17 protein-coding genes and 1 tRNA gene are annotated in these 21715 nt (G+C 72.4%); 8 read left to right on the top strand and 10 right to left on the bottom strand.

The window, feature by feature from the left end; all coding sequences use genetic code 11:
* Positions 1–42: 42 nt before the first annotated feature.
* From EV699_RS15785 to EV699_RS15760, 6 genes are all read left to right on the top strand, one after another.
* Entirely contained in the window at positions 43–1545 is a 1503-nt protein-coding gene (locus tag EV699_RS15785; protein ID WP_243662700.1) for a sugar ABC transporter ATP-binding protein, read from the top strand.
* 118 nt (positions 1546–1663) lie between these two features.
* Complete coding sequence (locus tag EV699_RS15780) at positions 1664–2674, top strand: ABC transporter permease (RefSeq protein WP_132544522.1); 1011 nt, start codon at positions 1664–1666, stop codon at positions 2672–2674.
* Between the two features lie 558 nt (positions 2675–3232).
* On the top strand, positions 3233–4312 hold the full coding sequence (locus tag EV699_RS15775) for a fatty acid desaturase family protein (RefSeq protein ID WP_132544520.1): 1080 nt from the start codon (positions 3233–3235) through the stop codon (positions 4310–4312).
* 104 nt (positions 4313–4416) lie between these two features.
* A complete protein-coding gene (locus EV699_RS15770; RefSeq protein ID WP_132544518.1) occupies positions 4417–4740 on the top strand; it encodes a MocE family 2Fe-2S type ferredoxin in 324 nt (107 codons plus the stop codon).
* A gap of 10 nt (positions 4741–4750) precedes the next feature.
* Positions 4751–5989 carry an NAD(P)/FAD-dependent oxidoreductase gene (locus tag EV699_RS15765; protein WP_132544516.1) on the top strand — a complete coding sequence of 413 codons (1239 nt, stop codon included), beginning with the start codon at positions 4751–4753 and terminating at the stop codon, positions 5987–5989.
* Between the two features lie 12 nt (positions 5990–6001).
* Positions 6002–6847, top strand: a complete 846-nt coding sequence (locus EV699_RS15760) for a TIM barrel protein (protein WP_132544513.1) — start codon at positions 6002–6004, stop codon at positions 6845–6847.
* 18 nt (positions 6848–6865) lie between these two features.
* Here EV699_RS15760 and EV699_RS15755 read toward each other — a convergent pair whose 3' ends face one another.
* Positions 6866–7894: a LacI family DNA-binding transcriptional regulator gene (locus EV699_RS15755; protein WP_132544511.1), complete on the bottom strand. Its 1029-nt coding sequence runs from the start codon at positions 7892–7894 to the stop codon at positions 6866–6868.
* 32 nt (positions 7895–7926) lie between these two features.
* The gene (locus EV699_RS15750; RefSeq protein ID WP_132544509.1) at positions 7927–9843 is read right to left on the bottom strand and encodes a bifunctional 5-dehydro-2-deoxygluconokinase/5-dehydro-2-deoxyphosphogluconate aldolase; all 1917 of its coding nucleotides are present in this window, start codon (positions 9841–9843) and stop codon (positions 7927–7929) included.
* A gap of 150 nt (positions 9844–9993) precedes the next feature.
* On the opposite strand from EV699_RS15750, the gene EV699_RS15745 reads away from it, so the two are divergent.
* Positions 9994–10836 (top strand): MurR/RpiR family transcriptional regulator, encoded by an 843-nt coding sequence (locus EV699_RS15745; RefSeq protein ID WP_132544507.1) that lies wholly within the window; start codon positions 9994–9996, stop codon positions 10834–10836.
* Positions 10837–10844: 8 nt separating this feature from the next.
* Here EV699_RS15745 and EV699_RS15740 read toward each other — a convergent pair whose 3' ends face one another.
* From EV699_RS15740 to EV699_RS15715, 6 genes are all read right to left on the bottom strand, one after another.
* Positions 10845–11429, bottom strand: coding sequence for an acyl carrier protein phosphodiesterase (locus tag EV699_RS15740; protein ID WP_132544505.1), 585 nt, complete (start codon positions 11427–11429; stop codon positions 10845–10847).
* Complete coding sequence (locus EV699_RS15735) at positions 11426–13378, bottom strand: transglutaminase TgpA family protein (protein ID WP_132544503.1); 1953 nt, start codon at positions 13376–13378, stop codon at positions 11426–11428. The genes EV699_RS15740 and EV699_RS15735 overlap by 4 nt, the downstream gene beginning before the upstream one ends.
* Entirely contained in the window at positions 13371–14342 is a 972-nt protein-coding gene (locus EV699_RS15730) for a DUF58 domain-containing protein (RefSeq protein ID WP_132544501.1), read from the bottom strand. The genes EV699_RS15735 and EV699_RS15730 overlap by 8 nt, the downstream gene beginning before the upstream one ends.
* An 11-nt stretch (positions 14343–14353) precedes the next feature.
* Positions 14354–15298, bottom strand: a complete 945-nt coding sequence (locus EV699_RS15725) for an AAA family ATPase (protein ID WP_132544499.1) — start codon at positions 15296–15298, stop codon at positions 14354–14356.
* Between the two features lie 5 nt (positions 15299–15303).
* Positions 15304–15678 (bottom strand): alpha/beta fold hydrolase, encoded by a 375-nt coding sequence (locus EV699_RS15720; protein WP_132544497.1) that lies wholly within the window; start codon positions 15676–15678, stop codon positions 15304–15306.
* A gap of 122 nt (positions 15679–15800) precedes the next feature.
* A tRNA-Gly gene (locus EV699_RS15715) sits at positions 15801–15876 on the bottom strand.
* A 144-nt stretch (positions 15877–16020) separates the two neighbouring features.
* Here EV699_RS15715 and EV699_RS15710 point away from each other — a divergent pair.
* Positions 16021–16500, top strand: coding sequence for a CDP-archaeol synthase (locus EV699_RS15710; protein WP_132544495.1), 480 nt, complete (start codon positions 16021–16023; stop codon positions 16498–16500).
* Here the strand turns inward: EV699_RS15710 and EV699_RS15705 are convergent.
* Together EV699_RS15705 and EV699_RS15700 are read right to left on the bottom strand one after the other, a co-directional pair.
* On the bottom strand, positions 16494–19739 hold the full coding sequence (locus EV699_RS15705) for a bifunctional diguanylate cyclase/phosphodiesterase (RefSeq protein ID WP_132544493.1): 3246 nt from the start codon (positions 19737–19739) through the stop codon (positions 16494–16496). The genes EV699_RS15710 and EV699_RS15705 overlap by 7 nt on opposite strands.
* A 113-nt stretch (positions 19740–19852) precedes the next feature.
* Positions 19853–21694, bottom strand: a complete 1842-nt coding sequence (locus tag EV699_RS15700) for an ATP-binding protein (protein WP_165904171.1) — start codon at positions 21692–21694, stop codon at positions 19853–19855.
* Between the last annotated feature and the right edge of the window lie 21 nt (positions 21695–21715).

Below are 21715 nucleotides of genomic sequence, written 5' to 3'. Positions count from 1 at the left end.
CACGTCATGTCTGCCGTACTGAAAGATCAAACGAGTTCCACCATGCCCCGGGCCGCGGCAGGCACGTACCTGCTCGAAGCCGAAGGCATCATGAAGGGCTTTCCGGGCGTGATCGCCCTGGCCGGTGTCCAGCTCAAGCTGCGTCCCGGCACCGTCCATGCGCTGATGGGCGAGAACGGGGCCGGCAAGTCGACGCTGATGAAGATCATCGCCGGCATCTACCAGCCCGACGAAGGCCAGATTCGCGTCAAGGGCGAGCGCGTCGTGCTGCATTCGCCGCTCGATGCGCTGCAGAAAGGCATTGCGATGATCCACCAGGAACTCAACCTGGTGCCTTTCACGACGATCGCCGAAAACATCTGGATCGGCCGCGAACCGCTGAACAAGCTCGGTTTCGTCGATCACGCCGAACTGTTCCGCCGCACCCGCGAACTGTTCGACCGTCTGCATATCGACCTCGATCCGGAGGAGCAGGTCCAGCACCTGTCGATCGCCAACCGGCAGATGGTCGAAATCGCGAAGGCAGTCTCGTACGACTCGGACGTGCTGATCATGGACGAGCCGACCTCGGCGATCACCGAAAAGGAAGTCGAGCACCTGTTCGCGATCATCGCCGACCTCAAGGCCCAGGGTAAGGGCATCGTCTACATCACGCACAAGATGGTCGAGGTGTTCAACATCGCCGACGACATCTCGGTGTTCCGCGATGGCCACTACATCACCACCAAGCCGGCATCCGAACTCGATCGCGACAAGCTGATCACCCTGATGGTCGGTCGCGAACTGACGCAGATGTTCCCGAAGACCACGGTGCCACTGCGCGACGTGGTGCTCGACGTGCGCAGCCTCTCGCGCCAGGGCGTGTTCAGCGGCGTTTCGTTCCAGTTACGCGGCGGCGAGATCCTCGGTTTCGCCGGCCTGATGGGTGCAGGCCGCACCGAGGTCGCCGAGACCATTTACGGCATGTACCCGGCCAGCGGCGGCGAAATCTACGTCAACGGCAAGCGCGTGGAGATCAAAAGCCCGCGCCAGGCCATCGATGCCGGGCTCGCGCTGCTGACCGAGGACCGCAAGGCATCGGGCCTGTTCCTGGTGCTGCCGGTGCTGGAGAACATGGAGATCGCGTCGCTGCCCGGCTTTCTCGGCCGTCTGGGCTTCGTGCGCCAGCGCACGGTCAGCGAGGAATGCGAAAAGCTGCGCCAGAGCCTGCGGGTCAAGACGCCGTCGCTGTACCAGATCATCGAGAACCTCAGCGGCGGCAACCAGCAGAAGGCGCTGATCGGACGCTGGCTGCTGACCAAGCCCAAGGTCCTGATCCTCGACGAGCCGACCCGCGGCATCGACGTCGGTGCCAAGGCGGAAATCTACAAGCTGATCTCCGAACTGGCCGCGGACGGCGTCGCCATCATCATGATTTCGTCGGAAATGGCCGAGATCATCGGCATGTGCGACCGCGTCCTGGTGATGCACGACGGCCACGTCACCGGCGAACTCAAGCGCGATGAGCTGACGCAGGAGGCCATCCTGCACCTCGCCTCGGACTGATACGCGGCAACGGCCCCGTATCCGCCCCTCGCCCCCAATACGACACGTCCGCCCCCGGCACCGGACCGCTCCGGCGCACGCCGCAGGACGCGTACCGAACCCAGCGGAGGAGATCATCATGAGTACCGTCGTCACCAATCCCAAGGCGCTGGTCGCAAAGGCCCGGCGGCTGCCACCGGAACTGAGCATCCTGTTCGTGCTGCTCGGCATCGCGGTCATCTTTGAAGTGCTTGGCTGGATCTTCAACGGCCAGAGTTTTCTGTTCAATTCCCAGCGGCTGGTCATCATGATCCTGCAGGTGTCGGTGATCGGCCTGCTGGCCATCGGCGTCACGCAGGTGATCATCACCACCGGCATCGACCTGTCGTCGGGCTCGGTGCTCGCGCTTTCGGCGATGGTGGCCGCGAGCCTCGCGCAGAGTGCGGACGTCGCCCGACCGGTGTTCGAGGGCCTGGGTGGCCTGCCGGTGTTCATCCCGGTGGTCGCGGGCCTGCTGGTGGGCACCGTTTGCGGCCTGATCAACGGCAGCCTGATCGCGGCCACCGGCATCCCGCCGTTCATCGCCACGCTCGGCATGATGGTCACGGCGCGCGGCCTCGCGCAGTACTACACCCATGGCAAGCCGATCAGCCAGTTGTCCGACAGTTACACGGCGATCGGTGCCGGGGCGATGCCGGTGATGATTTTCCTGATGATGGCGGTGGTGTTCCACATCGCGCTGCGCTACACCAAGTACGGCAAGTACACCTATGCCATCGGCGGCAACATGACCGCGGCGCGCGTGTCGGGCATCGACGTCAAGCGCCACCTGATCACTGTCTACACGATCGCCGGCGCGCTCTCCGGGCTCGCGGGGGTGGTCGCCTCGGCCCGCGCGGCCAGCGGCCAGTCGGGCATGGGCCTGTCGTATGAGCTCGATGCGATCGCCGCCGCGGTGATCGGCGGCGTCAGCCTCGCCGGCGGCGTCGGACGCATCACCGGCACGGTGATCGGCGCGCTGATCCTCGGCATGATGACCAGCGGCTTCACCTTCCTCGGCATCGACGCCTACATCCAGCAGATCGTCAAGGGCGTGATCATCGTCGTCGCGGTGATCGCCGACACCTACCGCAGCAAGCGCAAGATCTGAGCGGCGCCTCCCCCGACAGCCCCTCGCCAGCCCGCTGCCGATGATCGATTTCGATCATCGGCAGCGGGCGCCCATCATGTAAGACCTCGATACCCGAACGATCCTGTGTGCGGGCACCGCCGTGGCGCCGCAGCCGTCGCAGCCACTCTCCGCCTTTCATCGCACCCCCGACGCGCGGGCCCCCCGACGGGCGAACACCCTCGCGCCTCGACACCCCCACGGTTCTTCTTCGCCCGCAGCGGGCGCGACTCCCGTGCACGCCACTCCAATGTAGACCCCTTCCCCCGCAACCCCCCCTTCGTCCGCGGGCCCCGAGCCTGTTCCAGCCCTTCTGCACGCGGGCTTCCGCGTGTCGCTCGCAGCATTCCGGGCGAACCTTCGAATGATTTTATCTATCGTAGACTGCCCCAAAGTTGTTGATTTGATTTGATGTTAAATATCACAAAATGATTGCACCGATGATGTCGCCTTCTTAGGATTTGCCTCACGGATGAGCACACGACAAATCGACGCATCCGCTCACGCGGGCAGCGTCCGAACAGCACCGAGGAGAGCACGATGGCGACAGCCTTCACCAAACGCGATTACAGCCTCATCGGCCCCGAAGCCGCGCGCGCTGCGGAGAAAGGCCTGGTATCGGCGAAATGGCACGGCTGCGAAGTGCCGCGCAAGGAACTGAAGGAACTGATGAAGCGCGAGGACGCGCCGGCGATTCGCGACACGCTGATCTGGTTCGCGGCGCTGGCGGTATCCGGTGCCGGCGGCGTGTATTTCTGGGGCAGCGCGTGGTGCGTGCCGTTCTTCTTCGTCTACGGCGTGCTTTACGGTTCGGCGTCCAATTCGCGCTGGCACGAGTGCAGCCACGGCACCGCCTTCAAGACGCGCTGGCTCAATGACGGCGTGTACTACATCGCCTGCTTCATGACGCTGTACGAGCCGACGGTGCGCCGCTGGATGCATGCCCGGCACCACACCGACACCATCATCGTCGGTCGCGACCCCGAAATCGTCGCGCCGCGGCCGCCGTCCTTCCTGAACCTGTTCCTCGACCTGTTCGCGCTGAAGGCCGGCTTCCAGTTGATCGGCAGCCTGTCCCGGCATGCCGCCGGGCGGCTGACCGAGGAGGAAAAGACCTACATCCCCGAGATGGAGTGGAACAAGGTGTTCGTGCAGGCGCGCATCTTCCTCGCGCTCTTCGTCGCCGTGATCGCCACCTGCGTGCTCACCGGCAGCCTGCTGCCGGCGATGCTGGTCGGCCTGCCCAGCCTGTACGGCGCGTGGCTGTCGCTGGTGTTCGGCATCTCCCAGCACGTGGGCCTGGCCGAGGACGTGCTCGACCATCGCCTCAACAGCCGCACGATCCACATGAACCCGGTGTTCCGCTTCATCTACTGGAACATGAACTACCACCTCGAGCACCACATGTATCCGATGGTCCCCTACCACGCGCTGCCCGCGCTGCACGAGGCGATCAAGAATCAGTGCCCGGCGCCGTATCCGAACCTGTTCGCCGCCTATCGCGAGATCGTCCCGACCGTGCTGCGCCAGCGCCGCGACCCCGGCTACTTCGTCAGGCGCGAACTGCCGTCGCGGACCGCCGCTGCGGTCGAGCCGGACGGCGCCGCCCTCGCGACCTGAGCGGAACCCCCGCCGACGTCGCGGCCGCCGGCACACGGCGGCCCGACGCCAGCCACATCACCCAGAACCGACCTGCCACACCGCCCACCAGCAGGAGAGACGCCATGAGCCACGCCAACGCCTGGATCGAAGTCTGCGCAGCCGACGACATCGACGAAGAAGACGTCCTGCGCTTCGACCATGCCCATCAGACCTACGCCATCTACCGCTCGCCCGACGACGTCTTCTACGCGACCGACGGCCTGTGCACCCACGAACACGTGCACCTCGCCGATGGCCTGGTGATGGATCACATCATCGAGTGCCCGAAGCACAACGGCCGCTTCGACTACCGCACCGGCCAGGCCAAGGGCGCGCCGGTGTGCATCAACCTGAAGACCTATCCGGTGAAGGTCGAAGCCGGCAAGGTCCTGATCCAGCTCGGCTGAGGCGGCCAACATGCGCGAATCGGCAGAAGACATCGTCATCGTCGGCGCGGGCGAAACCGGTGCCCGCGCCGCCGCGGCCCTGCGCGAGAACGGCTGGGCGGGCACGGTCACCCTGGTGGGCCACGAGCCCCGCGCCCCCTATGAGCGCCCCCCGCTGTCCAAGGCGGTGATGGTCGCCGCCGAGGCGCCGCAGCCTCCGTACATCCTGTCGGCCGAGCGGCTGCGCGAGAACGACATCACACTGCTGACCGGCTGCGCGGTCACGCGCATCGACCGCGCGGCGCACGCGGTCGAACTCGCCGACGGCCGCCGCCTGGGCTACGGCAGGCTGCTGCTCGCCACCGGCTGCAGCGCGCGCCGGCTCGCGGTGCCGGGCGCGGACCCCGGACGGCTCCACTACCTGCGCACTTACGACGACGCGCTGGCGCTGCGCGAGCAACTGCGCCCCGACCGCCATGTGGCGATCGTCGGCGGCGGCTTCATCGGCCTCGAACTCGCCGCCAGCGCCCGCAGCCGCGGCTGCGGGGTCACGCTGATCGAGGCCGGGCCGCGACTGCTGATGCGCGGGGTGCCCGCCGACATCGCCGCCGCCGTCGCCGCGCGCCACCAGGCGGCGGGCGTCACGCTGAAGCCCGGCGTCGGCATCGAGCGCGTCGAGCCGGCAGGCACGCGGCAGGTACTGGTGCTGAGCGACGGCAGCCGGGTCGAATGCGACGGCATCGTCGTCGGCATCGGCGCCGCGCCCAACACCGAGCTCGCCGCGCACAGCGGGCTCGCGATCGACAACGGCGTGGCGGTCGACGCGCGCCTGGCCACCGCCGACCCGGACATCTTCGCCGCCGGCGACTGCTGCTCGTTCCCGCACCCGCTCTACGACGGGCGCCGGATCCGGCTGGAAGCCTGGCGCAACGCGCAGGACCAGGGCGCGCTTGCCGCCCGCAACCTGCTCGGGGCCGGCGAGGACTACACCGCGGTGCCGTGGTTCTGGTCCGATCAGTACGAGCTGACGCTGCAGATCGCCGGCCTGCCCGATGCCGGCGTGCACACCGTCGCGCGCCCGCTCGGCGACGGCGTGCAGCTCAACTTCCACCTGGCGGCCGACGGGCGTCTGGTCGCCGCGAGCAGCATCGGCCCGAACGCGAAGATCGCCAAGGAGATCCGCGTCGCCGAGATGCTGATCGCGCGTCGTGCGCAGCCCGACGCGAACGCGCTCGCCGCGCCCGAGGTCAAGCTCAAGTCCCTGCTCTAGGACACCATCGCCATGCAGAACCTGTTGATCTTCCAGTCGCTGTGGGGCATGGAGCGCCTGCGCGGCCAGCCCGAGGCCGCGCTGGAGGCGCGCGTCGAGCGCGCCGCCGCGGCCGGCTTCGACGGCATCACCCACCACTGGTACGACCGCGCGGTGGTCGCGCCGCTCGCCGCGCAACTGCGCGCGCTCGGGCTCGACGCCGAGGGCCAGTGCTTCCCGCGCACGGTCGACGAGCTCTGGCCCGCGGTGGAGCTCGCCAACGAGTTCGGCATCCACCACGTCACCATCCAGGCGGACGTGCGCCCGCGCGACGTCCGCGAGTGCGTGCGCATCCTCGAAGGCTGGTGCCGGATCGCCGAGACCTCGCGCGTGCCGGTCTACCTCGAAACGCACCGCGGGCGCCTGAACAACGACCTGCTGCGGATGCTCGACCTGCTCGACGCGGTCCCGCACCTGAAGCTGCTGGCCGACCTGTCGCACTACGTGGTCGCCCGCGAGTTCCCGCTGCCGCCGCTGCCCGACGAGATGGACGGGCAGGTGCGCGAGGTGCTCGACCGCTGCTGGGCCGCGCACGCCCGCGTCGCCAGCCCCGGCCAGGTCCAGGTGGAGATCTCCTTCCCCCACCACCGCCCGCTGTTCGAGCAGTTCCTCGGCTGGTGGGACTACCTGATGCGCAGCTGGCGCCGGCGCGCCGGGGCCGACGACAGCCTCGCCTTCACCTGCGAGCTCGGGCCGTGGCCCTACGCGATCCAGGGGCCGGACGGCCAGGACCAGTCCGACCGCTGGGCCGAGGCGCTGCAACTGCGCGAGGCGCTGCGCACGCTGTGGCACGCCACGGCGCCGGCCGCGGTGGCCTGAGCGGCCGCGCCCGGCGGCTCAGACGTTCTCGGCGATGTACCAGTCGAACGGCAGCAGCAGCGGCGCCTGGGCCTCGGGCGTCGCGCCCTGCAGCGACTTCGCCATGGCCTCGACCGTCCTGCGGGCGAGCAGCGGCAGCGGCGTCGCGATCACCACGTCGACGATGCCGTCGATCAGCGCGGCGCGCGTTTCCGCGTGGAGTTCGCTGCACACGGTGACGACCTGCGCGTGGCCGCCGTGCTCGCGCAGCGCGGCGATCACGCCCTCGGTGCCGCCACCGGCGACGTAGAGGCCGACCAGGTCGGGGTAGCGCTTCAGCAGGTTCAGCGTGGCCTCCTGGGCGAGCGCCGATTCCTCCAGGCTCGCCAGCGGCTCCAGCAGCTGCAGCTCGGGCGCGTGCTCGCGGCAGTAGGAGCGGAAGCTCATCTCGCAGATCTCGTGGCCGATGTAGCGGTGGTTGCCGATGAAGATCGCGACCTTGCCCGGCCGCCGCGCCAGGCGCGCCACCATCCACGCGGCGCTGCGCCCCGCCTTGCGCGGATCGACGCCGACGAAGCCGGCGCGCTCCGGCGCGCCGAGGTCCGACAGCAGCGCGAAGGTCGGCACGCCCTGCGCGTGCAGCCGCGCGATCGCCTCGTTCACCTTCGGGTGATCGGCGGCGACGACCGCGACCGCGTCGGCCCTGGCGCCGATGTCGAGCAGCCGCTCGGCCACGCGCTCGGGCGTCAGCACGTCGAGGTACTCCACCAGCGCCCGCCCGCGGATCGAGGTGGCTTCGCGGGTGGCGTCCGTCAGCGCCGCACCGAGCGCCTGGTAGAACGGCACGCTGCGCTTCTGCAGCAGGAAGCCGAGCGTGCGCGGCGCCGCCTGTTCCTGCTGGCGCAGCCGGATCAGCCCGGCGGCGCGAAAGCCGATGGCCTCGGCCGCGGCGAGCACCCGCTGCACGGTCTCCGGGCTGACCCGGGCGCGGCCGTTGATGACGCGATCCACCGTGGCCACCCCGACGCCGGCTTCACGCGCGACGTCGGCGATCGTCGGGCGACGCATAGCTCCTCCTTCCGTCAGCGAACCGGCCGACACTATGCCTTGTCGCCGCGCCCGCGCCACAGCGCGAGCACGTGCCGGTAGCGCTCGGCCACCGCGGCGATCGCCGCCTCGTCGCCGAGCCGCCCGGCGAACCACGCATCGGCCGGCTCGCCGAAGATGAGCCGGCCGACGGCGAAGCCGCGGCACAGCGGCTGGCCGGCGGCGGCGCGGAAGCCCGCCGCGAGGGTGTCGAAGCCCGCGCCCTGGCCGAGCAGCAGCACGCCGCGGCAGTGCGGGTCGTGGCGGCGCAGCAGCGCATCGAGCCGCGGCCAGGTCGCCGCCGCCGGCGGCACGATCTTCCACCAGTCCGGGTAGACGCCGAGCGCGTAGAAGCGCTCGATCAGGCGCAGCACCGCCGCGTCGTCGCGCGCCCCCGTGCCGGGCAGCACCGGTTCGAGCAGGAGCTCGCGCCCGCCGGCCTCGCAGGCGGCATGCAGCGCGCGCACCTGGCGCTCCTGCTCTTCACGCAGTGCCGGCGCGTCGTCGGGGTGGGCGATCACCAGGCACTTGGCCACGTGGTCCGCCGGCCACTCGCGCAGCGCGAGGCCGAGCCGCTCGCCGGCATCGAAGCGCAGCGGCCGCGAGCCCGACACCTCGACCGGCCGCGCGATCCACACCCCGCTGCCGGTGAAGGCGTCCAGCACCTCGCGGCCATAAAGTTCGTCGATCAGGAGCCCGGCGCGCCCGGCGAGTTCGCCGTCGGCGCAGACGCGGCGCAACGCCTCGCCGATCAGCCCCTTGAAGCGCGTGATCGCGGCGGCGTCGGCGTGCTCGGCGGCCGCCAGCGCGTCGAACTGCCGGCGGTGGTCGAAGGCGAGCACGCACAGTTCGGGCGGCGTCGCGGCGCGCGTCGTCACGCGGTGCAGGCGGCGGAAGGCCGCATCGGCGTCCGGGCGCAGCGGCCCGTCGTCGCCGCGCGCGAGGAAGGTCTCGAGCTCCGGCCGCGACGGCATCGCCGGCGCGCAGCCGTGGCGTGCCACCACCAGCGCGCCGCAGGCGTTGCCCCAGGCGCAGCAGCGCGCGGCGTCCTCGCCGCCCAGCCACGCGGCGAGGAAGCCGCCGATGAAGGCATCGCCCGCACCGAGGGCGTTGAGCACCTCCACGCGCGGCGCCGGCGCCCCGGCGGTGGCGTCGAGATCGCCGGGGATCGCCCCGGCGTAGGCGCGGCTGCCGCGCGTGCCGCGCTTGACCACCAGCAGCGCGTCGGTGCGCGCGCGCACCTCGCGCAGCGCGGTGGCGAGGTCGGGGCTGCCGCCGGCGATCTGGAATTCCTCCTCGGTGCCGACGACCAGGTCGAGCCCCGGCAGCAGCGCCTGCAGCGCGGCCGTCGCCGCCTCGCCCTGCGCGCGGCGGCTCGCACCCTGGTCGTGCGTGGCGAGCCGCCACAGCACCGGGCGAAAATCGATGTCGAGCACGGCGCGGGTGGCGGCCGCGCGCGCGTAGTCCAGCGCGGCGTGGCAGGCGGCACGGGGGCCGGGCGCCGACAGGTGGGTGCCGGTGAGCACCAGCGCGCGCGCGGAGGCGATGAACGCCGGGTCGACGTCGGCGACGCCGAGCGCCATGTCGGCGCAGTTCTCGCGGTAGAAGAGGTGCGGGAAGTCCTCGCGGCCGCGCAGCGCGAGCAGCACCAGGCCGGTCAGGCGCGCGGGGTCGCGTTGCACCTGGGTGACGTCGACGCCGGCGTCTGCCAAGGTGCGCAGCACGAAGCGCCCCATCGCCTCGTCGCCGACACGGCTCAACAGCGCCGTGCGCAGGCCGAGCCGGGCGCAACCCACGGCGATGTTCGCGGCGCTGCCACCGATGTACTTGGCGAAGCTCAGCGTGCCTTCGAGCGTCGCCCCCGGCTGCTCGCCGTACAGGTCGACGGCCGCGCGGCCCAGGCAGATGACGTCGAAACGGCGATCGGACACGCGGCACCTCGGAGTGGCGGGCGCCCACGTACGCCCGGCTGCCGTCGAACTTAGTATTGGAATGCGAAGTCCAATTCAAGTGGAAAATAGAATCAACCAACCAAAAGCCGCCGATCCACGGACGGCACCACGCCTGGGAGCGCCACTCGAATGAACGAAACCGCCGCCCCGCTGACACTCGACGCATTACGCACGGAGATCACCACCCGCTACGAGGCGCTCAGCAAGCGCCTGAAGCAGATCGCCCGCTTCGCGCTCGACCACCCCAACGAGATGGCACTGGAAACCGTCGCGACGATCGCCACGCGCGCCGAGGTGCAACCCTCGGCGCTGATCCGCTTCGCGCAGGCCTTCGGCTACAGCGGCTTCAGCGACATGCAGCGGGTGTTCCAGGCGCACCTGCTGGAAAGCGCGCCGAGCTACCAGGCGCGCTTCCGTGCCTTCCGCGAGCAGGACGGCGCGGCGAGCCAGTCGACGCCCGAGCGGGTGCTGCGCGAGTTCGCCGCGGCGGGCGTGGTGGCGCTGGAGCAGATGCAGCGCGACCCCCCGGTGCCGGCGCTGGAGCGGGCGGTCGCGCTGCTCGCGCAGGCGCGGCTGATCCACGTGATCGGCCAGCGCCGCTCCGCCCCGGTCGCCGTCTACCTCGCGTACGCGCTCAACCGCATCCTGCGCCCCGCCCGGCTGATCGACGGCAGCGGCGGCATGCTCTTCGACCAGCTCGGCTCGCTCGGGCCGGACGATGCGCTGATCGCGATCAGCTTCACCCCCTACGCCCCCGACACCGTGGAGGTCGCCGAACGCGCGGCGGCCAAGGGCGTGCCGATCGTGTCGCTCACCGACAGCCCGGTGAGCCCGATCGCCCGCCTCGCCGACGTCTGGTTCGAGATCCGCGACGCCGAGGTGCACGGTTTCCGCTCGCTGACCGCCTCGCTGTGCCTCGCGCAGTCGCTCGCGGTGGCGACCGGCCTGCACCTGGAGCAGTCCGGCGGCTGAACGCCGGCTCAGGCGCCGTTGCGCGCGGCGGCGACGAAGGCCACCAGCTCGGGGAAGAAGGCGTGGAAATCGGCTTCGAGCGCGGGCAGCACCGCGGCGAGCGCGGGGCCGGCGGCGGCGAGCGGCGACGGTCGTGACAGCCGCGTGGCGAGGCCGGCGAGCGCGCGCTCGATGCCGGCGAACTCGCGGTAGCCGAGCAGCAGACCGGTGCCGGTGAGGTGGTCGACGCGCCCGAGCAGCCCCGCCGGCAGCCGCGGCCGCGCCTCGGCGAGGGCGGCGTGCACCGCGGCGACGAAGGCTTCGAGCGGCTCCTCGGCATAGCGCGACCAGTGGCGCGCGAGCACGTGGTCATAGGCGAGGTCGACGACGATGCCGGCGTAGCGCCGGTACGGCGCGCTGAAGCGCGCGCGGCTCGCCACCACCTGCGGATGCGCGTCGGTGTAGCGGTCGATCGCGCGGTGCAGGCGCACCGCGCGGGCCCAGGCCGGATCGGCGAGCGTCTCCGCCGGCCCCTTGTGGTAGTCGCCGAGCAACTGCCCGACGCGCGCCGCCGGATCGGGGCCGGCGAGCAGGAAGTGTGCGAGGTAGTTCATGGCGTCCTCCGCGGGTGGAACGCGCGGGTGCGCCGGCGCAGTTCGGCGAGCGCCGCCGCATCGGCGCCGGCGCCGTAGCGCAGCGCCGCGTAGAGCCGGGCGATCGCGCTGAACTCGTCGGCGAGTTCGGGGCGCGCGCCGGCGACGCGCGCGGCGAAGGCGAGCGGCCCCTCCTGCGCGCCGCGCCTCAGCCCCACCTCGGCGAGGCGGGCGCAGGCGGCGTTCCACAGCGCGACGCGGGGGTCGCGGCGGCGCCAGCCGCGCCAGGCCGCCCACGTCGCCGCCGCCGCCGCGCCACCGCCGCCGAGCGCGACCAGCAGCAGCATGAGGCCGCGCCAGTCGATGTCGGGCCAGCCGAGGCGCGCCAGCAGTTCGCGCTGGCGCTCGGGGCCGTAGGCCAGCACCCAGTCGTTCCAGGCGTTGGCCAGCGCGTCGAGTTCGAGCAGCGTCGCGCGCACCCAGCCGCCGTCGCGCCGCGCCAGCAGCGGCAGCTCGCCGGGCTCGTCCAGCGCGCCGTAGGCGCCGTTCTCGACGCGCTCGGGGGCGATCGCCGCAGTGGGGTCGACGCGCGTCCAGCCGCGCTCGGGCAGCCACACCTCGGCCCAGGCGTGGGCGTCGCTCTGGCGCACGATGAAGTACTCCCCGCCCGGCGCGGCCTCGCCGCCGAGGTAGCCGGTGACCACCCGCGCCGGCACGTCAGCCGCGCGCATCAGGTAGACGAATGCCCCCGCGTAGTGCTCGCAGAAGCCCGCGCGGGTGTCGAACAGGAAGGCGTCGACCGGCTCACCGGTGAGCGGCGGCGGCGACAGCGTGTAGCGGAAGGGCTCGCCGGCGAAGAGCTGCAGCGCCGCGCGCACCCGCGCCGCGGGATCGGGCAGCGCGCGCCACTCGGCGGCGAGCGCGCGCGCGCGCGGATTGCCGCCGGGCGGGAGCTGGCGCTGCAGCCGCAGCATGCCGGCTTCGGGCGCCGCGGTGCGGTAGGCGAGCCACGACTGCTGCTCGTAGCGCAGCACCTCATTGACGGCGATGCGCCGCGACAGCACGAAACGCGAGCCGAGCGTGGCGTCGGCGGGCGCCGCGGCCGGCAGGTCGAGCGCGAACAGCCAGCGCCGCCCGTGCGGTTCGAGCGTCACCACGTAGCGCACCGGCGCCTCGCCGAGCACCGCGTCGCGGCGCAGCCCCTCGGCCCAGCCCACCGTGCGCCAGCTGCGCCCGTCGTAGCCGTCGAGCACCGGCCCGCGCCAGTAGCGCGCCGCGGGCGGCGGCGGCGCGCCGTCGAAGCGCACGCGGAAGGCGACCTCGCCCGAACGCGCCAGCTCGGCGATCGAGCCCGGCGTCATCTCGTCGCTGAGGCCGGTGCGGGCGCGGCTCTCGTCCTGGAAGCCCCACAGCGGCCCCTGGATGCGCGGGAACAGCAGGAACAGCAGCAGCGCGAGCGGGACGCCGCGCACGAGCAGGCGGACGGCGCGCCCGAGCAGCACGCGCGGCGGCGGCGACGCGGTCTCGAAGGCGCAGGCGAGGTGGGCGGCGAGCAGCAGCACGCAGGCGAGCAGCAGCCACAGCGCGGTGAGCGGCCCCTGGTCGTAGAGCAGCCGCGCCATCACCAGCAGGTAGCCGAGGAACACCAGCACCAGTGCATCGCGCCGCGTGCGCCATTCGAGCAGCTTCAGCGCACTCATGCCGGCGAGCAGCGCGACGCCGGCGTCGCGCCCGAGCAGCGTGCCGTAGACGAGCGCGATGGCGATGCCGAACGCCAGCGTGAGCGCGCCGAGCACGAGCCGTCCAGGCAGGCGCAGGTGGCCGCCGGCCACCGCCAGGCGCCAGGCGAAGGCCGCCACCACGCCGGCGAGCAGCCACGGCGGCAGCACCGCACCGTGCGCGGCGGCGGCGAAGGCCAGCGCCCCCACCAGGCCGTACACCTGCGCCGCCGGCACCGCGCGCTCAGCCATCGCTGCGCTCCGTCGTCGCGTGCAGCGCGAGCGCCTCCAGCGCCGCACGCCGGTGCGCGGCCCCGCCCGCCGGTGCAAGCGCCATCCCCGGCAGGCGCAGGCCCCAGCGCAGGCCGCCCGCCTCGGCTTCGAGCACCCAGGCGGTGAGCTGCGACAGCCGCGCCTCGACGTCGAGGGCCGGCGACAGCAGCGCCCAGTCGAGCCACAGCTCGGCGTCGCCGCGCGGCGCGGCGAACTGCTTGACCGGCGGCAGGCCGCTGCGCGCCGCCGCGCGGCGCCAGGCGATGCGCGTCGCCGGATCGCCGCGGCGGTAGTCACGCAGGCCGTGGAAGTCCTCGTCGCCGGGCGCCTCGCCGCGACCGGTGGGCGTGGTGCCACCGCCCCCCGGCAGCGGCGCGGTGCCGAGCGGCGCCGGGTACACCAGCCCGGCACCGGTGAATTCGCACCAGGTCCAGGCCTCGAACAGGCCGAGCGGGTAGCGGGTGGCGAGGCGCACCCGCCCGAAGGGCAGCCGCCCGCGCCGCGTGGTCGGGCGCGCCAGCACGAGCTCCGCCCGCTGCCCGCCCGCCAGCACGTCGCACACCGCGCGCGCGCCGTCGGCGGCGGTGAGTTCGAGCGCGTAGCGCGCGCGCGGCGCGGCGTTGACGAGGCCGAAGCCGAGCGCCGCGGGCTGCCCGGCGAACACCGGTTCGACGCGCGGCGGCTGCAGCGTCAGCGCGAGCAGGTTGTCGTGGGTCTGGCGCATCGCGTCGAAGGCGACCGCCGCGAGCAGGAACACCAGCGCGAAGCCGAGGCTCGCGTTGTAGTTCAGCGCCCACAGCAGCATCACCAGCAGCAGCAGCGCGAACACCACGCCGGCGCGCGTCGGCAGCACGTAGAGGGTGCGCCGCTCGGTGGTGACGGCGCCGGCCGCCGGGCCGCGCCGCCGCCGGTGCCAGTCGAGGACGTAGGTGGCGACCGACATGGCCGGCGGGCTCAGACCGGCACGGGGACCGCGCTCAGCAGGCGCCGCACCAGCTCCTCGGGACGCGCGCCCACCTGCGCCGAGGCCGGGCGCAGACGATGCCCGGCGAGCGCCGGCAGCACCGCCTGCACGTCTTCGGGCAGCGCGTGGTCGCGCCCTTCGAGCAGCGCCCAGGCGCGCGCCGCGCGCAGCAGCGCCTGGCCGGCACGCGGCGACAGGCCGGTCTCGAAGGCGGGGTCGAAGCGGCTCTGCGCGAGCAGCGCCTGGGCGTAGTCGAGCAGCGGCGGCGCCAGGTGCACCTGCTCGCAGCGCGCCTGCAGCGCCGTGAGCTCGCCCGGGCCGAGCAGCGGCGACAGGCGTTCGAGCAGGCGCCGGCGGTCCTCGCCGGCGAGCAGCGCGCGCTCGGCGCGCGCGTCGGGGTAGCCGAGCGTGAGCCGCATCAGGAAGCGGTCGAGCTGCGACTCGGGCAGCGGGAAGGTGCCGAGCTGGGTCATCGGGTTCTGCGTGGCGATCACGAAGAACGGCACCGGCAGCGGGCGCGAGTGCCCGTCGCTGGTCACCTGCCCCTCCTCCATCGCTTCGAGCAGCGCGCTCTGCGTCTTCGGCGAGGCGCGGTTGATCTCGTCGGCGAGCACGAGCTGCGCGAACACCGGCCCCGGGTGGAACACGAAGGCCGCCTGCTCGCGGTCGTACACCGCCGCGCCGAGGATGTCGGCGGGCAGCAGGTCGCTGGTGAACTGGATGCGCCGCACCTCGAGCCCGAGGGTGCGACCGAGCGCGTGCGCGAGGGTGGTCTTGCCGAGGCCCGGCAGGTCCTCGATCAGCAGGTGGCCGCGCGCGAGCAGGCAGGTGAGCGCGAGGCGGATCGCCCGCTCCTTGCCGAGGATCACGCTGCCGACCTGCTGCACCACGGCCGCGAGCCGGTCGGCGGGCGCGAAGGCGGGGGGCGCGTGCATGGGACTCAAGCCTCCGGGCGGGCGAGGAAGCCGGCGAGCGCCTCGCGCAGCAGCGCCGGGCGGTCGCAGGCAGGCAGATGCCCGGCATCGTCGACGAGCTGCAACCGCGCGCCGGCGATCGCGGCGGACTTCGGCGGCGTCATCGCGTCGGCGCTGCCGGTGATGACCTGCGCCGGCACGCGCAGTTCACCGCGGCGCGCGGCGACGAAGTGCGCGGGCACCTCGGCATGGGCGCCAGGCGCGCGCGGCCGCGGCGCCAGCGCCGCGGGCCAAGGCCGGTGATCACCGCCGGCGCCGTGCACCAGCAGCACGTCGCGGCCCCCGGCGGGGCCGCGGCCCTCATACCCGAGGGGTTCGCCAGCGAGGTCGATCTGGGGCATGCGCGCGTTCCCGGCGACGGACAGGCTGCCGATGCTAGCAGATCGCGGGTGGCTGCCCGGGTGCGCGGGCCGGCGCCGTGAAAAGCAAAAACCCCGGCGCGGGGCCGGGGTTTTCGGAGATTTGGAGCGGGAAACGAGGCTCGAACTCGCGACCTCAACCTTGGCAAGGTTGCGCTCTACCAACTGAGCTATTCCCGCCTGTGTCGTCCGTCACCGGTCGACAGGGCGCGCATCTTACGCAGGAGCGCGGGCGGGCGCAAGCGGCTTTGCCGGGGCGCGCACGGCCATCGGCACGCGCTATGCTCGAAGCGACCGCGGCCACGTCCAGCCACCTGCATCGCGATGACGGAACTCACCCTGCTGCTGCTGATCCTGGTCGCGAACGGCGCCCCGGTGATCGCCACGCGCCTGTGCGGCGCGCACGCCGCCTGGCCCGTCGATGCCGGCCTGAGGCTGCCGGATGGCCACCCGCTGTTCGGCCCGTCGAAGACCTGGCGCGGCGTGCTGTCGGCGCTCACCGCGAGCACCGTCGCGGGGCTGATCTGTGGCTGGCCGTGGCACCTCGGCTTCACCGTCGGTGCCGGCGCGATGCTCGGCGACCTGCTGTCGAGCTTCTGCAAGCGCCGCCTCGGGCTCGCGTCGAGCAGCGAGGCGTTCGGGCTCGACCAGATCCCCGAGGCGCTGTTCCCGATGCTCGCGGTGCACCGGCAACTGGCGCTGGGCCTGCCCGAGGTGATCGCGCTGACCGTGCTGTTCGTGGTGCTCGGGCGGGTGCTGTCGCGCATCCTCTACCGCCTGCACATCCGCCGCGAACCCTACTGAGCGGCGACGGCCGCCGCGTCGGCGAGCGGCAGCAGCTCGCAGAACTCGTCGGCTTCGAGCGGCGGGGCGAACAGGTAGCCCTGGATCTGCTCGCAGCCGCACGCCACCAGGCAGGCGCGCTGCCCCTCGGTCTCGACCCCCTCGGCGAGGGTGCGCAGGCCGAGCGTGCGCGCGAGCTGGATGATGACCTTGACGATCTCGATGTCGTCGACCTTGTCGGGCAGCTCGCGCACGAAGGAACGGTCGATCTTGAGCTTGTCGAGCGCGAGGCGGCGCAGGTAGGACAGGCTCGAATAGCCGGTGCCGAAGTCGTCGATCGCCACCTTGACGCCGGTGCGCTTGAGCGTGGCCACCGCCTCCACCGCGGCGTCGATGTCGTCGAGCAGCGCGCTCTCGGTCACCTCCAGCTCCACCAGCGTGGGCGGAATGCCCGACTCGCGCAGCACCGCGGCGACCGTGCCGGCCCAGTTCGCCTGCTGCATCTGCAGCGGCGAGACGTTGATCGCCACCGGCAGCAGCATCCGCCCCTGCTGCCGCCACGCCTGCAGCTGCCGGCAGGCCTCGCGCAGCACCCAGGTGCCGATCGGCACGATCAGCCCGGCGTCCTCGGCGACGGGGATGAAGGTCGCCGGCGACACCGGGCCGCGCTCGGGGTGGCGCCAGCGCAGCAGCGCCTCGCAGCCGAGCAGCGCGCCGCTCGCGGCATCCACCTGCGGCTGGTAGACCAGCCTGAACTCGCGTCGCTCGAGCGCCACGCGCAGGCTGTTCTCGAGCGACAGGCGCTCCATCGCCCGGGCGTGCAGCGCGCGGGTGAAGAACTGGTAGTTGTTGCGCCCGCACTCCTTGGCGAAATACATCGCCGCGTCGGCATTCTTCAGCAGCGTGTCGATGTCCTCGCCGTCGCCGGGGAACAGGCTGATGCCGATGCTCGGGGTGACGTGCAGCTCGTGCTCCTCGATGAAGTAGGGCCGCGTGATCGCGGCCAGGATCTTGCGCGCCCACAGCGCCGCCTGCGGCTGGCCGTCGATGTCGGGCACCAGCACCATGAACTCGTCGCCGCCGCTGCGGCCGACGATGTCGCCGGTGCGCAGGGCACCGCGCAGGCGCAGCGCCACCTCGCACAGCAGTTCGTCGCCGGTGGCGTGCCCGAGCGAATCGTTGACGTTCTTGAAGCGGTCGAGGTCGATGAACAGCAGCGCGCACTGCGCCGCGCGCGCGCGCGCCGCCTGCAGCGCCTCGCCGATGCGCTCGCCCAGCAGGGCGCGGTTGGGCAGTTCGGTGAGCGGGTCGAACTCGGCGAGGCGGCGGATGCGGGCCTCCTTGGCCTTGCGGTCGCTGATGTCGGTGAACGCCGCGATGTGGCGCAGCACCGCGCCGTTGGCATCGCGCAGCACGGTGATGCTGAGCCACACCGGCAGCAGCGAGCCGTCGCGCTTGCGGTTCCACACCTCGCCGCTCCAGCGGCCGTCGCGCTTCAGCGCCTCCCACAGGCGCGCGTAGAACTCGTCGCCCTGGCGGTTCGACTTCAGCAGCCGCGGGTTCCTGCCGAGGACCTCGGTGGCGGCGTAGCCGGTCATCGCGGTGAAGGCGGCGTTCACCGCGAGGATGTCGTTGTCGGCATCGGTGATCAGGATGCCTTCGCTGCCGGCCTCGAACACCAGCGCGGCGATGCGCAGCTCGCCTTCCGCGCGCTTGCGCTCACGGATGTCGCGCATCACCGCGCAGCGGTAGGGCTGGCCGTCGTACTCGATGCCGTGCGTGGTCACCTCGACGTCGAGCGGCGCGGCATCGGGCAGCGGCAGCAGCGCCTCGAAGCGCTCGGTGGATGAGCGCCCCTCGCCCCAGACGGCTTCCCCGAGCAGCGTCACCGGTGCACCTTCGAGCTCCTCGGCACGGCGCCCGAGCACCTCGCAGGCGCGGCGATTGGCGTAGGCGAGCCGCCCCTGGGCATCGGCCACGAACATCAGGTCGGCGGCGTTGTCGACCATCTGGCGGGTCAGATACAGGCGCCGTGCCTGCTCGCGCAGCTCGGCGTTGCGGCGCTCGAGGTCGCTGCGGTAGCCGCGGATCACGCGCCCCACCCAGCGGCCGTAGAACAGCGCGAGCAGCGCCGCGGCCAGTACCCCGCCGATCAGCAGCAGCCCCGTGGTACGCAGCCGCTCGCCGGCGGCGGCGCTGAGGCTGCCGCGCCGGCGCTCGATCAGTTCGCGTGAACGCTCGGTGTCGGCGTCGGCGATCACCATCCAGCCCCAGGCATCGGGCGCCGACACGTAGGCGAGCCGCGACTGCGGCGGCCCTCCCCCGTCGCGACGCCAGCGGTAGGCGACGAAGCCACCGCCGGCGCGGCCGGCGGCGATCAGGCGCTCGACCAGGGCGCGCAGTTCGGGGTCGTCGATCGCGCCGGCATCGCCGCCCTCGTAGCGCGGCGCGTGCGGCAGCAGCAGCAGGTTGCCGGTCTCGCCGATCACCGCGAGGTGGCTCTCGGCGTCGAAGCGCACGCCGCGCAGCTGGCCGAGGGCGTTGCGCTGCGCGTCGGCGGTGGCGGTCACCAGGTAGTCGCCGGTACCGATGACCCAGCCGTAAGGCTCGAAGCGGCGCACATAGGCGAGCTTGTCGGCCATGCGCGTCGGCTCGTCGGGCAGGTACCAGCGGTAGCGCGCGACCCCGCCGTCCGGCGCGGTCGCCGCGGCGAGCAGCTCGCGCATGATGTAGCGCCCGCGGTCATCGCGGTTGTCGAGCAGCGACGTGCCTTCCAGCTCCGGCACCGTCGGCAGCAGCACGGCGTTGCCGTCGAGGTCGTCGATGAAAAAGTAGCCGCGCCCGCCGAAGAAGCGCAGCGGGCGCAGGGTCTCGATGATCAGCCGGCGCGTCTCGGCCTCCGTCTGCACGCCGGCGTGCTCCTGCTGCAGCGTGGTGGCGATCCGCCAGGCCTGCTCGGCCTGCTCGCGCAGCGTGCGGATCAGCTCGCCCTCGGTACGCGAGCGCAGGTAGTCGAGGAAATCGCCGGCGTTGCGCGCGGTCTGCAGCAGGCGCGCTTCCTCGCCGGCGCGGTAGTCGCGCTCGGCGGTGGCGATGTCGTCCTCGAGCTCGTCGGTGCGCTGCACCACGGTGTAGATGCCGAACAGCGCCGACACCAGCAGCACCAGCACCATCGAGCCCAGCACCGGCAGCCAGGCGAGCCGCCGCTCGTCCCCGGCTTGGGCGAGCCAGTGGCGCAGGCGGGATACGGTTGATGGCATGTTGCGTCGTCCCTTACGTCGCTCGTCGATCCGCCGGCGGACACGGCCGGCACAGCAGCAAGCCCTGCGCCAGCCGTAGGCGATGTCGCGCCGACGGCAAATGTCCCGACAGACTAGAGCGTGTCGCGCAAACGCGCATCCGCCTGTGGCAGGCGCAGCGTGAATATCGCCCCCGCGCCCGGCCGGCTCTCGGCGGTCAGCGTGCCGCCGCACTGCTCGGCGATCACGCGGGCGATCGGCAGCCCCAACCCGGCGCCGGGGCTGCCGTCGGCGCGCCGGCTGTAGAACGGCTCGAACACGCGCTGCATGTCGGCCGCGGCGATGCCGCTGCCGCTGTCGCGCACGCGCAGCAGCACCCAGCGCCCGACGCGCTGCGTCGTGCATTCCAGCTCGCCGCCGTCCGGCATCGCCTGGAAAGCGTTCTGCACCAGGTTGAGCACCACCAGGCGCAGGTCGGCCTCGCGGCCGAGCGTGCGCGGATCGCCGGGGTCGAGCACGAGCGTGACGCGCACGCCGCGCTGCTGCGCCTCCCAGGCGAGCAGTTCCAGTGTCTCGCTGACCACCGGGTTCAGCGCCACCGGCTGCGGCGGGCCGTCGGGCCGCGCCGCGAGCTTCTGCAGCCGCTGCGTGAGGTCCACGCAGCGGCCGATCTCGCCGTCGACCAGCGCGAGGTACTCGCGCAGCTCGTCGGGGTTGGCGCCGCCGCTGTCGAACTCGCGCCGCGCGGTCTGCAGCGCGAAGCGGATCGAGGTCAGCGGGTTCTGCACCTCGCGCGCCACGCCGGCGGCGATGCGGCCCAGCTCGGCCATGCGCTGCTCCTGCGCGAAGTGCACGTCGCGCGCGAGCTCGCGCACCGACTCGACGATCAGCCCGCGCTTCGGCAGCGCCGCGGCGTGGAGCTCGACCGACACGGTCGCCCCGTTCGCCGCGCGCAACTGGTGCAGCGCCTTCACCGGTCCCTCGTCGCGCGCCAGCTCGTGCAGCGGGCAGGTGATCTGCGTCGGCGGACAGGGGTCACTGCGCCCGAAACTCATCGCGAAGCAGGTCGCCGGCACCGCCGCGCCGTTCCCGTTGAGGCCGAGCAGGCGCCGGTAGGCGCGGTTGGCTTCGAGCACGCGGTAGTCGCTGTCGATCACGCGCACGCCCTCGGGCAGCGCATCGAGCACGTCGCGCACGAAGGCCTCGTCGTCGCGCACCCGCACCACCGCGTGCTGCAGCCGTCCGGCCATCGCGTTGAAGGTCTGGCCGAGCGCGGCAAACTCGTCCTGGCCGTCGAGGTCGACCCGCGCCTCCAGGTCACCGGCGGCGATGGCGCGACTCTGGTACGCAAGCTGCGCGACCGGCCGCAGCACGTGGCGGCGCATGAACCACACGCCGCCGCCGAGCACGATCAGTGCGAGCGCGGCCCCGCCCCCCATCGCGGCCAGCGTGGAGGCGCGCGAATCGGCCACCAGCGTCGACGCCTCGTGGTCGACCACCAGCAGGCCGGTGAGCGGCCGGGCCTCGACCGCGCCGTGGCAGCTCACGCAGCGCTCGTCGTTGCGCACCGGCAGCACCGAGCGCAGCACCGTGTCGCGCCCCAGTTGCCGGTACACCGACGCCGGCTCGCCGCTCAGGCACTCCGGGCAGGCCTCGGCATCGAGCTTGCGCCCCACCCGCGCCGGATCGCCGGCGTAGCGCACCTCGCCGTCCGCGTTCAGCACCATCACCTCGCGGATGCCCGGCTCGCGCGCCAGCCGCTCGACGATCTCGCGCATCCCCGCCTGGTCGCGGGCGAGCATCACCCGCTCGAAGGCCACCTGCAGCAGGCGCCCGAGCTCCCCCGCCTCGCTGCGCGCCCGGGCATCGAGCTGCTGCTGGAACAGGTGGCCGTAGAACCCCAGGAACACCAGCGCGCACGCCAGCGCCACGGCCGCCGTGCCGACCAGAAACTTGCGCTGCAGCCGCCTACCCACCCAAGCCCACATCCCGAATCC

Source organism: Plasticicumulans lactativorans (assembly GCF_004341245.1).
Taxonomy (GTDB): Bacteria; Pseudomonadota; Gammaproteobacteria; order Competibacterales; family Competibacteraceae; genus Plasticicumulans_A; species Plasticicumulans_A lactativorans.
The sequence above is the reverse complement of the archived record's forward strand: the minus strand, read 5'-3'. Positions and strand labels throughout refer to the sequence as shown.

Excerpts from the sequence above, each read along its gene's own strand:
- EV699_RS15785 (WP_243662700.1), top strand. The coding sequence starts at position 43 with ATGCCCCGGGCCGCGGCAGGCACGTACCTGCTCGAAGCCGAAGGCATC.
- EV699_RS15780 (WP_132544522.1), top strand. The coding sequence starts at position 1,664 with ATGAGTACCGTCGTCACCAATCCCAAGGCGCTGGTCGCAAAGGCCCGG.
- EV699_RS15775 (WP_132544520.1), top strand. The coding sequence starts at position 3,233 with ATGGCGACAGCCTTCACCAAACGCGATTACAGCCTCATCGGCCCCGAA.
- EV699_RS15770 (WP_132544518.1), top strand. The coding sequence starts at position 4,417 with ATGAGCCACGCCAACGCCTGGATCGAAGTCTGCGCAGCCGACGACATC.
- EV699_RS15765 (WP_132544516.1), top strand. The coding sequence starts at position 4,751 with ATGCGCGAATCGGCAGAAGACATCGTCATCGTCGGCGCGGGCGAAACC.
- EV699_RS15760 (WP_132544513.1), top strand. The coding sequence starts at position 6,002 with ATGCAGAACCTGTTGATCTTCCAGTCGCTGTGGGGCATGGAGCGCCTG.
- EV699_RS15755 (WP_132544511.1), bottom strand. The coding sequence starts at position 7,894 with ATGCGTCGCCCGACGATCGCCGACGTCGCGCGTGAAGCCGGCGTCGGG.
- EV699_RS15745 (WP_132544507.1), top strand. The coding sequence starts at position 9,994 with ATGAACGAAACCGCCGCCCCGCTGACACTCGACGCATTACGCACGGAG.
- EV699_RS15740 (WP_132544505.1), bottom strand. The coding sequence starts at position 11,429 with ATGAACTACCTCGCACACTTCCTGCTCGCCGGCCCCGATCCGGCGGCG.
- EV699_RS15735 (WP_132544503.1), bottom strand. The coding sequence starts at position 13,378 with ATGGCTGAGCGCGCGGTGCCGGCGGCGCAGGTGTACGGCCTGGTGGGG.
- EV699_RS15730 (WP_132544501.1), bottom strand. The coding sequence starts at position 14,342 with ATGTCGGTCGCCACCTACGTCCTCGACTGGCACCGGCGGCGGCGCGGC.
- EV699_RS15725 (WP_132544499.1), bottom strand. The coding sequence starts at position 15,298 with ATGCACGCGCCCCCCGCCTTCGCGCCCGCCGACCGGCTCGCGGCCGTG.
- EV699_RS15720 (WP_132544497.1), bottom strand. The coding sequence starts at position 15,678 with ATGCCCCAGATCGACCTCGCTGGCGAACCCCTCGGGTATGAGGGCCGC.
- EV699_RS15710 (WP_132544495.1), top strand. The coding sequence starts at position 16,021 with ATGACGGAACTCACCCTGCTGCTGCTGATCCTGGTCGCGAACGGCGCC.
- EV699_RS15705 (WP_132544493.1), bottom strand. The coding sequence starts at position 19,739 with ATGCCATCAACCGTATCCCGCCTGCGCCACTGGCTCGCCCAAGCCGGG.